Origin of the sequence: uncultured Brachyspira sp. (assembly GCF_934747485.1) — a bacterium.
In the GTDB taxonomy this organism is placed as follows: Bacteria; Spirochaetota; Brachyspiria; order Brachyspirales; family Brachyspiraceae; genus Brachyspira.
On record NZ_CAKVGN010000072.1, the window covers coordinates 1 to 13,347 of the forward strand.

The window sequence follows — 13,347 nt, forward strand, 5'->3', positions numbered from 1 at the left end:
TTATGATACACCTATGCTATACTTTAAGAAATTAAGGAATTCCTAACTGCAATATGTCTGGCTCCTGTGCATAATACTATAACAATTATTCTACTTTTTCAAAATTGCTCTTAGGCTCGCCACATAATGGACATTTCCAATCATTAGGAAGCTCTTCAAATGGAACACTTCCCTTATATTCAAATCCGCAAGTTTTACATCTATAAATTGCTTTAGGTTTTTCTGTTTCTTCTTTTTTTTCTGTTTTATTTTCGTATGCATTAGCAGTAGAAGCATTAGGAGGAGTTTTTCCTTTTATTACTGTATGATAATAAGAATAAGTCATAGAGTTAGTATTATTATCAAATATATCAGCATCTACCAACTCGCCTATAAACAAAGTATGAGTAAATACATCAAAACTGTTTACCACTTTACATACAAAATAAGCATTAGCGTCTTTTATAACAGGAAGACCTTCTTTCATTTCATAATTAACATTTTCAAATTTATTAGCGTCTTTTGAACTTCTAAAACCAAAACCTCCTATTAGAGCAGGGTCGCTTTTTTCTGAAAGAACTGATAATGCAAATTTACCGCTTTTTTTGATGCATTCATTTGTATAATTGTTTTTATTTACGCTAATCATAATTGTAGTTGGAGTTGATGTTATCTGTGTAGAGGTGTTTATAGTACAGCCCACTGGCTTATCACCGTCCATTGTAGTTAAAATATACATTCCATAAGATAATTTTGTTAATGCAAATGTATTCATAGTTTTCACTCCTTATTAGTAATAATTGTTAATTATAGTAAAAAATTTTAAGTTTGTCAAAATTGTTTTTAAATTTTAATTTAAACTATTTGTGTTTTTGATTAAACGATTTGAATGATAAAAGCTTTTACGAAGTATATAGAAAAAAAATTCAATAACACATTTATAAAAATATAGAAATTAAAAAAATATGGTTGTTTAAGCAATCCTAAATATCATCATTTTTATATAATTTATATCTGTTTTCTCTGTACCTAATAGAAACATTTTGCTTAAATATTGTAAATCTTATATAATTATATTTATATTTTATTATAGAATAATATTCTTTAATTGTATTAGATTCTATTAAACATATAAACTCTTTAGAAAAGCATTCATAATCATCTTTATTAACATTGACAATTATTTTTTTTAATATATTTTTCATCATATCAAAAACTTTTCTTTCATCATCTTTATTAAAGTTTTTTGTTCTAAAAGCCAAGAAAGCCTCTTGTTCTACAAACTTGGCAAAAGATAATGATTTAGTTTGCCAAAAATTATTTTTTGTATAAAACTCATCTAAAATATTAAACCATTCTCTTATAGCATTTAATAATATTTTTGGTTCTTTTACTGCCTTCGATGAATCTTGACCTTCTCTTTTAATATAGTGATAATGAGTATCATATTCATAGCTTATATTTTTTGTATACATTAAAAGTTCATGAGAAAATATACCGTCTTCACCGGGCTGAATATTTATAGGATATCTTAAATGTTTATTTTCTTTTAAAATACTTGATTTTACAAACATAGAACAAGTAGGAAGTGCTGAATGGTATTTTTTTGTAGCTCTCTTATCAAGCCCCCAAAAATTGCTTAATATAACTAAATCACTATTGTTTTTTTGGGAATTATTATAAAACACTTCCAAAAAATCTTTATCTATATAATCATCACTGTCTAAACAAAATAAATATTCACCTGTTGATTTTTCTATACCATCATTTCTTGCAGCAGAAACTCCAGCATTTTCTTTATTTATTATTATAATTCTTTTGTCTATTTTTGCATATTCTTCAAGTATAGAAAGTGAATTATCCTTAGAGCCGTCATTTATACATATTATTTCTAAATCTTTATATGTTTGACCTATTACACTATTCAAACAATCTCTTAAATATTTTTCTACATTGTATACTGGTATAATTACACTAATCATAAAAATATATTATCAAAATAATTGGAAAAATCAAGGATAAATAAATTATTATTTTTTTAATATAGATAGTTATCTTTTATTTTTAGAAAAATAACTGCTGCATATAATTTAAATTATAATAGTATATTTATATCATATGCATTTATATATTATGTGTAATTTGACAAAATAAATTTTTTATTATAGTATCTTTTAAAAACTCTATATTAAACAGAGGTTATAAAAAATGTCTGGCAAAGTATATATTGTTGGAGGCGGCTGCGGTTCTTATGAGCTTTTAACATTAAAAGCAAAAGAAGTTTTATCTATATGCGATTGTGTTATATATGATAGGCTTGTTGACAATAGCATACTTCAATTTTGTAATGAAAAAGCAGAGTTAGTATATTTAGGAAAGGAGCATGGAAATCCTGAACTTCAAAATACTATACATAAAACAATTCTCAAATATGCTCTACAAAATAAAACAGTTGTAAGATTAAAAGGAGGAGACCCTTTAGTATTTGGAAGAGGCGGAGAAGAATTAGATTTTTTATATGATAACAACATTAAATTTGAAATAGTGCCGGGTATAAGTTCATCAATAGCTTCATGCGAATATGCAGGCATTCCTTTAACCTACAGAAACATATCAAGAAGTTTTCATGTATTTACAGCACATGCAATGGGAGAATATAATCATTTAGATTTTACTATAATATCAAAATTAGAAGGTACTTTAGTATTTTTGATGGGAATAGCAAATCTTGAAAAGATAGTTAATGGCCTTATAGAAAATGGCAAATCAAAATCTTCTAAAGCTTCAATAGTAGAAAATGCATGCCGTCCGAACCAAAGAGTGATAGTTGGAACTTTAGAAAATATTGTGAGTATATCCAAAGAAAAAAATATAAAATCCCCAGCTGCTATTATCGTTGGAGATGTTGTTCAATTTCAAAATAAATTCTCTTGGTATGATAAAATGCCTTTAAGCGGTAAGTCTGTTTTAATAACAAGAGATAAAAAAAGAGCTAATATTTTATATAACAGATTAATAAGTTTAGGGGCACAATGTTATTCACTGCCTATGATTGATATAGAATATAATAATAAAGAGCTTATTAACTTAAATAAATACAAAGCTATATTATTATGTTCATCAAATGGAGCTAATGCTTTCATTGAAAAGATAGATGATTTGAGAGTATTGAATAATATAAAAATAGGCGTTGTAGGAAAAGCTACATTAAATGCTTTAGAAAGATATAAAATTAAAGCAGATTTTCACCCTAATCAATTTTTAGTTAATGAATTAATAAAAGAGTCTGTAAATCATACAAATGAAAATGATGATATATTAATCATTACATCAAATATATCTCCTATAAATAAAGATGAAATAAGCAAAAAATATAATAGGAACTTCATAAAATTAGAATTATATAATACTAAAAAAATAAAGTATGAAGAAAAAGTGATGATAGAAAATATTAATATGATAGATTATATAATATTTTTTAGCCCGTCTACAGTCGAATCATTTTTAGAATCAATTAATTATAATATATCTTTAATTAAAAATAAAAAAATAGTTTCAATAGGACCTGTAACAAGCAAAAAAATAAGAGATAATAATTTGAGTGTATATTTAGAAGCTGAAGAATTTTATACTGAAGGTGTAATTAAATCTTTATTGGAAGATAAATAATTTTTAGGAGATTAATAAAAAACATGTTTAAAAGAACTAGAAGAACAAGAAATAATGCTATTATAAGAGATATGATATCTGATGTAAGTTTAACTATGAATGATTTTTTATATCCAATATTTATAGAGGAAGGAAATAATATAAAAAAAGAAATAGAGGCTATGCCTAATCAATTTAGATTTTCTATAGATAAATTAAAAGAAGAATTAGATGAAATAGTAGAATTGGGTATAAGAGGCATATTATTATTTGGAATACCTAAAAATAAAGATGAAATAGGAAGCTCTTCTTTTGATGAAAATGGAATAATACAAAATGCTGTAAAATATATAAAATCGAATTTTCCTAATCTTTTAGTTGTAACAGATGTATGCATGTGCGAATATACTTCACATGGTCATTGCGGAATATTATGCGGAAGTAATGTTGATAATGATTCTACACTTGAATATATAGCGAAAATAGCATTATCTCATGTTAAAGCTGGAAGCGATATAGTGGCTCCTTCAGATTGTATGGACGGTCATGTTTATGCTATTAGAAATATTTTAGATAAAAACGGCTATTATAATACTCCTATAATGTCTTATAGTGTGAAATATGCTTCTTGTTATTATTCACCTTTTAGAATGGCTGCTGATTCTGCTCCAAGTTTCGGAGATAGAAAAAGTTATCAAATGGATTTTAGAAACAGCAAAGAATATATAAAAAAGATAGAAAATGATATAGAAGAAGGGGCAGATATTTTTATAATAAAACCTGCTTTGTCTTATTTAGATGTTATAAAAGATGTATCAAATAATTTCAATATTCCAATAGCAGCATATAATGTAAGCGGAGAATATTCTATGATGAAAGCTGCATCAAAACTTGGATTTATAGATGAGAAAAAAGCTGTTTTAGAAAATATGTATGCATTAAAAAGAGCGGGAGCTAACATAATCATAACTTATCATGCCAAAGATTTAAGTAAATATTTAAAAGAAATTTGATATTATGTTTTTTCCAGTATTTTTAAATGTAAAAAATAAAGAGTGCCTCATCATAGGCGGAGGAAATGTTGCTTTAAGAAAAATTAACAAACTTATAAAATATGAATGCAAAAATATTACAGTTATTTCTGATAAAATAATAGACGATATAAAAAAATTGGCAGATGACAAAAAAATAAAAATCATAAATAATAAATTTGAAATAGAAAGAGAAACATTAAAAAAATATTTTTTAGTTATTGCCGCTACTGATGATGAAAAAATAAATAATGAAATATCAAATTTATGCATTAAAGAAAATATATTGGTTAATAATGTTTCTTCCAAAGAGAATATGAATATACGTTTTTGCACAAGTATAGAAAATGAAGAATATTCTATAGCAATATCAGCAGACGGCAACCCTAAAAAAGCTTTAGAATTAAAAGAAAAAATAAAAAAATATTTAGATAAAAGCATATAATAAATTTATTGTAATTTGTGATTTAAATCACGGCATTTATAAGCATACATGATATTCTATAATAAAGGGTTATATAGGTATATTGTATGCATAAATTATTGGTTGATGAAGTTTATAATATTATATTTAATAATAATATATCATTACAAAGCGAAGTTATTAATATAAAAGATGCATATAAAAGAGTGCTTAAAAAAGAGCTTTATTACAAAATAGATGACCCTCCTTTTGATAAATCTGCTATGGACGGATACGGATATTTTAATAATGGCAATAAAAAATTTTTGCTGCTAAAAGAAAGTATCATAGCAGGCGATTTAAACAAAAATATAAACATTCCTGAAAATTGCTGTATAAAAATAATGACAGGTGCGGCGGTTCCAAAAAATATAAATAAAATATCTAAATTTGAAGCTACTGAAATTATCAATGATGAAAATAAATATGTTTATATAAAAGAAACTGAAAGGTCTGATAATATCATATATAAAGGAAGCGGATATAAAAAAGGCGATTTATTATTAGATAAAAAAATATTAGCAGCTGAAGATATATCAAAATTAGCATCTAATGGATACTCAGAAATTGAAGTAGTAAAAAATCCTAAAATTGCTTTTATAAGTACAGGGAATGAACTTACAGATATTACAAAAGAACTTGAAGAAGGAAAAATATACGATTCAAACAGCTTTTTAATAAAAAATAAATTAAAAGCAATGAACATGGAATGCCAATTCTATGGAATAGTAAAAGATGATTATAATGCTCTTTATGATATTGTATCTAAAGCATTAGAAAAAAATGATATTATAATAGTTAGCGGCGGAATATCATTTGGAGACATGGACTTTACAAAAGAAGTTTTTAATGCACTTAATATAAAAGAACTTTGTCATGGTGTAAAAATAAAACCGGGAAAGCCATTCTATTTTGGCAAAAAAGAAAATAAAGCAATATTCGGACTTCCGGGCAATCCTTTTGCTGTGTTAGTTGCTTTTGAAAATTTTGTTAAGCCTTATATATATAATTGTATGGGATGTAAATATAATAATCAATTTTTTAAACTCCCTTTGCTTGAGGAATACAAAAGAAAAAAAAGCGATACTGAAGAATATTTGCCTGCTGAGTTTATTTTTAATGAAAATGCAACATTTGTTAAACTCATTGATTATAAAGGCTCTTTCTATTTGCCTTCGGGTATAAAAGCACTTGTTAAAATAGATGTTGGTATTAATGAAATAAAAGCTTTAGAAAATGTTAGTATAAAGTTTATATAAAAAATAATTAAATGAAGGAGTATAAAAAAATATGAATACTATGCAAACAACATGTAATTACTGCTCATTAGCATGCAATTTTGATGTTACATCAGACGGTAAAACAATCACGAAGGTTATACCATCTAAAAATTATCCTGTTAATAAAGGATTCTCTTGCATTAAAGGACTTAATTTAAATAAGCAAGGTCTTATGAATAGCCCTGATTCTAAGCCAAGAATTAAAGACAAACAGGGTAATGTTAAGCATGTTTCTTGGGAAGAGGCTTTTAATTATACTGCTTCCAAATTAAAAGAAATAAAAGAAAAGTACGGCCCTCAGGCTATAGCAGGAATAAGCACAGGTCAATTAGAAACAGAGGGTATGGCTATATTCGGGCATGTTGTTAGAAATTTTTTGGGCGGAAATTTAGATGGAAACACTAGGCTATGCATGGCTACTTCTGTTGTTGCTCATAAACAGAGTTTTGGTTTTGATGCTCCTCCATATACTTTAAATGACTTTGAATTATCAGACACTATATTTTTAATTGGTGCTAACCCTATAGTGGCTCACCCTATTATATGGGACAGAATAAGATTAAATAAGATTCCTAATAAAAAAGTTATAGTAATAGACCCTCGAAAATCAGAAACTGCTAAAGAATCAGATTATTGGTACGGATTAAAAAGCAAAACAGATATTTATTTATTCTATACTTTGGCTAATGTTTTAATTGAAAAAGATTGGATTAATAAAGAATATATAGAAAATTATACAGAAAACTTTGATGCTTATAAAGAGCATGTTAAAAACTTCCCATTAAGCAAAGCAAAAGAAAATACAGGTTTATCAGAAGAACAAATTATGGAAATGGCTACTATGATACATGAAGGAAAAAATGTATCATTCTGGTGGACTATGGGAGTTAATCAAGGTTATCAGGCTGTACGTACTGCACAGTCAATAATTAACTTGGCACTTATGACAGGAAATATAGGAAGACCCGGAACAGGTGCTAATTCTATAACAGGTCAATGCAACGCTATGGGCTCAAGAGCCTTTAGTAATACTGCAGGATTATATGGAGGCGGAGATTTCGATAACCCTAAAAGAAGAGAGGCTGTATCAAAAGCATTAGGCATAGATGAGAAATGGCTTCCGAATACTCCTACTATTACATACAATGCTATAATAGAAAAAGCTATTGCAGGAGAGATAAAAGCTCTTTGGATATGCTGTACTAATCCTAGACATTCTTGGACTAACAACGAAACATTTAAAAAGGCTATTGAAAACTTAGAGTTATTTATAGTACAAGATATTTATGATGATACAGACAGCTCTAAGCTTTGCGATGTTTATTTCCCTGTTACTTCCGGACTTTATAAAGAAGGCGTTATAATTAATACAGAAAGAAGATTATCAAAATTACGCCCTGTACTTACAGAAAAAAATGGTAAATTAACAGACTATGAAGTATTTTATAAAATGGGTGAAGCTTTAGGAATGGGCGATTTATTAAAAGGCTGGGAAACTCCTAAAGATGCTTTTGAATTAATGAAAAAATGCAGTAAAGGTATGCCTTGTGATATTACAGGTGTTGACTATGATGCTTTAAATGATTCAGCTGGAATACAATGGCCTTACCCAGAAGGAAGTGCCCCTCTCACTGATAATGAAAGAAGACTTTTTGAAAATAATCAATATTATACTCCAAATAAAAAAGCTAAGTTTATGTTTGAAATGCCTATAGAAAACCCTGTTCAATGCAGCGAAAAATATCCTTATATATTAAATACAGGAAGAGGTACAGTTGGTCAATGGCATACTCAAACAAGAACAAGAGAATTAGATGTTGTTAATGATGTGGCTGTAAAGAATGCTTATATTTATATAAGTGAGGCTATGGCAAAAAATAAAGGAATCAATAATTTTGATACTGTTGAAGTAGAATCTATAAATGGTCAGACAAGAAAATTTATTGCTTTTATCACCGATTCTCTTTCTGATAATCAATTATATGCTCCTATACACTATATAGAAACCAATGCCTTAACCCCTAGCGTATATGATACATATTCTAAAGAGCCTTCATATAAATCAACACCTGTTAATATAAAAAAGGCTATATAAAAATAAAAAAGGAGTAAATATGAAACCTATAAAAAGAATAGCAATAGATAGAAATAAATGCATAGGCTGTTTAACTTGTGTAAGTGCATGCATAGTTGCACATGACGGAGAAGAACCAAGAAACAGAGTTGTTATAAGCAGCAATTATAAAAACTCCCCCATATTTTGCCGCAACTGCGATTTGCCTGAATGCGTATATACATGCATGTCTGGAGCCATGAAAAAAGACCCAAAAACAGGATATGTCACTTATGATAAAGAACAATGTGCAAGCTGTTATATGTGCATAATGGCTTGTCCTTATGGAGTATTAAAAGAAGACAGCTTAACAAAAAAACAAATATTAAAATGCGATATGTGCGAGCATTATGAAGAAGGCTCTCAATGCGTAAAAAAATGTCCTATGAAAGCTATTACTTTAGAGGAGGTAAAATAATATGAAATATCTTGTATTAGGTGCTTCTGCTTCAGGATTAAATGGGGCGAGAGAACTTAGAATGTTGGATAAAGATGCTGACATTACTTTAGTATCTATAGATGATAAAATATATTCAAGATGCATGCTTCATTACTATATAAGTGGTAAGAGAACTGAAGAGTCTCTTAATTTTATGCCTGAAGATTTCTTTAATAAGTATAATGTAAAATGGATTAATAACACTAAAGCTATATCTGTAGACACAGACAAAAAAACTGTAAAGCTTTCAAACGGAAATGAAGAGAGTTATGATAAACTTCTTTTAGCTACAGGAGGTTCAAGTGCTATACCGCCTATTGAAAATTTAAGAGAGGCTAATAATGTTGTGGGGGTTAGAACTCTTGATGATTGTAAAAAAATAATGGAATTAGCTAAAAAATATAAAAATGCTGTAGTTATTGGTGCTGGGCTTATTGGTGTTGATGTGGTAAGCGGGCTTTTGCCTTATAAATTAGAAAAGCTTTCTGTTATTGATATTGCTCCTTTTATTATAAGCAAGCAATTAGATGAGTATTCTGCTAATGTTTATCAGGATAAATTAAAAGAAAATAATGTTTCTCAGTATTATAGTGTTAAAGTAAAAAGAATAGATATTGACAGTAATAAAAATCCTAAATTTGTTGAGCTTGAAGACGGCAGAAAGATTGATGCTGATTTTATAGTTGTTGCTATGGGAGTTAAACCTAATACTGATTATTTAAAAGACAGCAAAATAGAATTAAATAAAATGGGCGGAGTTGTTATAGATAAATTCGGCAAAACAAATATTAATGATATATATGCTGCCGGAGATATTACTGCAACTACTGCTATATGGTCTGCTGCTGTTAAACAGGCAATAATAGCTGCTAATAATATGACAGGAAACAATATTGATATAGATACTTTGTTTAATTTTAAGTCCACAATGAATTTCTTTAATATTCCTTCAATGTCTATAGGAAATGTTATAGCTCCTGATGATTCTTATTCTGTAGAGATATTTGATGATAAAAAAGGAAATTACAGAAAGATAGTTCATAAAAACGGTAAAATATATGGTGCTTTGCTTCAGGGTGATTTGCGTTATGCTGGAATACTTACTCAGTTAATAAAAGAGAATATTGATGTAAGCAAAGTAAAAAAACCATTGTTTAATATAGATTATTCAGACTTTTTTAATATAGATGAAAACTTTAAATTTGCTTTTTAATAAAAATATACCTGCTGTTGTTTTATGCGGAGGAAGCAGCAAAAGATTTGATTTTAAAGATAAAGCTTTACTTAAGTATGATAACAACAGCACGTTTTTAGAACATATTATTTCAGAATGTAGTGAAGAATTATATTTATCTGTAAATAATTCTGATAAATATAATTCTTTAATTTCTGATTATAAAGAAAAACATAATAAAAAAATACATACAATAGAAGATATTAATAAAAATATAGGTGCTTTAGGAGGCATTCATAGTGCATTTGTTAATATTAATTCTAATTATATACAATTTTTAAGCTGTGATACCCCTAATATTAGCAGATATTTTCTTTACTATATGCAAAGTACGGCAGATGAACATCATGATGCTTTTATACCTGTTTATAATGACAAGGCTTATTTTTTATGCGGTATATATTCTAAAAATATAATTAACGCTGTAAATGAAAACATAGAAAATAAAGAGTATAGAATAAAAAAATTAATAGAAAAAATCAAAGTTAAATATATAGATTTGAAATATACAATTTTTAAATTATATAATATAAATACTTTAGATGATTATTTATTGTTTCAAAAAACTATGCCTCAATACTTTGCAGTTTGCGGTAAAAGAAACTCCGGAAAAACAACTCTAATATGCAAATTAATAGAAGAGTTTGTCAATATGGGTAAAACTGTTGCTGTAATAAAACATACATCTCATGACCATTCATTTGATACAGATGGAAAAGATACATATAATTTTAAAAATCATGGAGCTTCTGCTACTTTAATATATTCCCCATTAAAATATATGCTTGTAAAAGATTATACAAAAAACGAAGATGAAAAAGAGGATTTAATAAAGTTTATAAAAAGCTTAAATGAATATGACATAATTATATTAGAAGGTTTTAAACATCTTGATAATATACCAAAAATAGAAGTCTTTAGAACAGATGTAACTGATAAGCCTTTGTGCAAAGGTTCTTCTTTAAAAGCTTTAGTTACAAATGACATTAATTATAAAAGCGAAGTTCCTGTTTTTGATATTAATAACCCTTCTTCAATAATAAATTTTATAACACAAAATCTTATAATAATATAATAATAAAAGGAGTTTTAAGTATGACTAAATTAAAAGGATTGCCTATTGGTTTTGTTGGCACATGCGTAGGATTAGCCACATTATCTAACGTTTATAATCTATTAGGTTATAGTTGGGTGAGACATTTATGCATGTGTTTAGCAGGATTAGCAGCTGTATTAGGTATATTAAAAGTTATATTCTTTTTTCCTAAAGTTCAGGAAGAATATAAAAGCGGAGTTTTGGCAGCCATGTATACCACAATAACAATGAACACTATGCTATTTGGTACTTATATTGCTGGATATAATGCTGCTTTAGGAAAAGCTATATTTTTAACAGGTGTATTTGTTCATATGGCTATGATATTATGCTACACTATATATCACATAATTATGAATTTTAAAGTAGATTTTTTACTTCCTTCATATTTCGTAACTTATAACGGACTTTTAGTTTCTACAGTTGCAGGAATAAATATGCTTCCTCCTAAACTTGCAATGGGAATAACTTTTTATGGAATAGGTGTTTATGTTCTCATATTAATATTTTTAATACCAAGAATCATTACAAAACCTATACCTGCTAACTTTGTTCAAACAAAAACTGTATTATTAGCACCTTGTTCTTTATGTCTTGTAAGCTATTTAAACTTTAATAATGTATAAAGTTTAAAAATGTATTTTAATCCTACTGTAGCACTAATATTATATATTTGTGTTTTATTAACATTTATATATATATTGTTTAATATATTTAAGTTTTTTGAAAACGGATTTACTCCGTTATTTGGAGCTTTAACATTCCCTATGGCTATAGGTACTTTGGCAGGATACAGAGCAGGAGCATTTTTCACTTCTATTGAGGCTTATAAATATTTAGGAGTATTAGCAACAAATGTTACAGGTTTTCAATTATTAATATCTTCTACTTTTATGTGTTTAGTATTTTTTAATTTTGTAAAAATGTATTTAACCTCTAATAAAGAATAAATTAAAACAAAAAATAGGTTATCTATAAAAAGATAGCCTATTTTTTATATATTCATTTTCTTACTAATTCTTTTATAAAGTTCTAAAGCCAAATTATTTTTATCTTCTAATTCATTAAGAGAAATTTTATCTCTATAATTTTTATCATTATAAAAGAAATTTCCATGAAGTATAATATTATTATCATCAACTTCTGTATAGCACCCCACCGGGGAATTACATCCGCTGTCAAAAAGACATGCAAACTCTCTTTCAATATCAACTAATATCCTCACATTTTTATCTTCTATCAATTTCAATATTTCTATCATCTCATAATCATTTTCTCTGCACTGCACACATAATGCCCCCTGCCCCGGTGCAGGAAGAATATCATCTATAGAAAAATATTCTGTTATCATACTCTCAAGATTTAATCTCTTCATAGCAGCAGCAGCCAATATTAAAGCATCATAATCTTCTGTTTCAAGTTTTTTTAACCTTGTATTAATATTTCCTCGTATAGGTTTTACAATTAAATCATCTCTAAGCATCATAACAGAACTTGAACGCCTTAAAGATGTAGTTCCTATTACAGAGCCTTTTTTCAAATCATTAAATTTAATATTATTTTTAGAAATTAAAACATCTCTTGCATCATCTCTTTCTGGCACAGAAGCATATACTAATCCTTTTGTATTTATTATAGGCATATCCTTCATAGAATGCACAGCAAAGTCAATTTTTTTATCTAATAAAAACTCTTCTATTTCTTTTGTAAAAGCACCCTTTAAAGATTTCTCTGTGCTATTTGGATTTTCTATTAAATGCTTATCGCCGCTTGTTGTTATCTCTTTGATTTCTATATCTGCTTTTTTTAATTTATCTATCTTTTTTAATTTTTCTATTACTATGTTTGTTTGAACCAATGCTAATTTGCTATTTCTGCTTCCTACAATAATCTTTTTTCTCATCATAAAAACATTATTCCATTTTATAAAAAATTTAAAAATAATTTTAGCAAGTTATTATTTTTTTATCAATACTTATTGACTTTTTTTCATGTTTAGGAGCCATACATATTGCACGTTTTTTAGTTTAAAAAAAGCAGGTATTCCTTATAATTTAATTAACT

The 13,347-nt window shown here is 27.2% G+C and carries 13 protein-coding genes; 10 read left to right on the forward strand and 3 right to left on the reverse strand.

All coding sequences use genetic code 11. The features are described from left to right. Positions 1-85: 85 nt before the first annotated feature. Together Q0H31_RS11195 and Q0H31_RS11200 are read right to left on the reverse strand one after the other, a co-directional pair. Positions 86-754, reverse strand: a complete 669-nt coding sequence (locus Q0H31_RS11195) for a flavin reductase (RefSeq protein WP_295298216.1) — start codon at positions 752-754, stop codon at positions 86-88. 208 nt (positions 755-962) lie between these two features. Beyond that, on the reverse strand, positions 963-1,961 hold the full coding sequence (locus Q0H31_RS11200; protein WP_295298218.1) for a glycosyltransferase family 2 protein: 999 nt from the start codon (positions 1,959-1,961) through the stop codon (positions 963-965). A gap of 226 nt (positions 1,962-2,187) precedes the next feature. Between Q0H31_RS11200 and cobA the strand changes: the two genes are divergently transcribed. The 10 genes from cobA to Q0H31_RS11250 all read left to right on the forward strand — a co-directional run bounded on the left by cobA (position 2,188) and on the right by Q0H31_RS11250 (position 12,233). Next, complete coding sequence (cobA, locus tag Q0H31_RS11205) at positions 2,188-3,648, forward strand: uroporphyrinogen-III C-methyltransferase (RefSeq protein ID WP_295298219.1); 1,461 nt, start codon at positions 2,188-2,190, stop codon at positions 3,646-3,648. A 23-nt stretch (positions 3,649-3,671) separates the two neighbouring features. Then, complete coding sequence (hemB, locus tag Q0H31_RS11210) at positions 3,672-4,640, forward strand: porphobilinogen synthase (protein ID WP_295298221.1); 969 nt, start codon at positions 3,672-3,674, stop codon at positions 4,638-4,640. 4 nt (positions 4,641-4,644) lie between these two features. Beyond that, positions 4,645-5,103 (forward strand): bifunctional precorrin-2 dehydrogenase/sirohydrochlorin ferrochelatase, encoded by a 459-nt coding sequence (locus Q0H31_RS11215; protein WP_295298223.1) that lies wholly within the window; start codon positions 4,645-4,647, stop codon positions 5,101-5,103. Positions 5,104-5,189: 86 nt separating this feature from the next. Continuing rightward, a complete protein-coding gene (locus Q0H31_RS11220) occupies positions 5,190-6,380 on the forward strand; it encodes a molybdopterin molybdotransferase MoeA (RefSeq protein ID WP_295298224.1) in 1,191 nt (396 codons plus the stop codon). A gap of 31 nt (positions 6,381-6,411) precedes the next feature. Next, on the forward strand, positions 6,412-8,496 hold the full coding sequence (locus tag Q0H31_RS11225; RefSeq protein ID WP_295298226.1) for a molybdopterin oxidoreductase family protein: 2,085 nt from the start codon (positions 6,412-6,414) through the stop codon (positions 8,494-8,496). 19 nt (positions 8,497-8,515) lie between these two features. Next, a complete protein-coding gene (locus Q0H31_RS11230; protein WP_219708140.1) occupies positions 8,516-8,932 on the forward strand; it encodes a 4Fe-4S dicluster domain-containing protein in 417 nt (138 codons plus the stop codon). 1 nt (position 8,933) lies between these two features. Further along, positions 8,934-10,166, forward strand: a complete 1,233-nt coding sequence (locus tag Q0H31_RS11235; protein ID WP_295298229.1) for an FAD-dependent oxidoreductase — start codon at positions 8,934-8,936, stop codon at positions 10,164-10,166. Further along, positions 10,141-11,262: a molybdopterin-guanine dinucleotide biosynthesis protein B gene (gene mobB / locus Q0H31_RS11240; RefSeq protein WP_295298231.1), complete on the forward strand. Its 1,122-nt coding sequence runs from the start codon at positions 10,141-10,143 to the stop codon at positions 11,260-11,262. The genes Q0H31_RS11235 and mobB overlap by 26 nt, the downstream gene beginning before the upstream one ends. A gap of 20 nt (positions 11,263-11,282) precedes the next feature. After that, a complete protein-coding gene (locus Q0H31_RS11245; protein ID WP_295298232.1) occupies positions 11,283-11,909 on the forward strand; it encodes a hypothetical protein in 627 nt (208 codons plus the stop codon). A gap of 9 nt (positions 11,910-11,918) precedes the next feature. After that, entirely contained in the window at positions 11,919-12,233 is a 315-nt protein-coding gene (locus Q0H31_RS11250; protein WP_295298234.1) for a hypothetical protein, read from the forward strand. A gap of 44 nt (positions 12,234-12,277) precedes the next feature. On the opposite strand, the gene hemC is transcribed toward Q0H31_RS11250, so the two are convergent. Beyond that, positions 12,278-13,189 (reverse strand): hydroxymethylbilane synthase, encoded by a 912-nt coding sequence (gene hemC, locus Q0H31_RS11255; protein WP_295298236.1) that lies wholly within the window; start codon positions 13,187-13,189, stop codon positions 12,278-12,280. Positions 13,190-13,347: the final 158 nt, after the last annotated feature.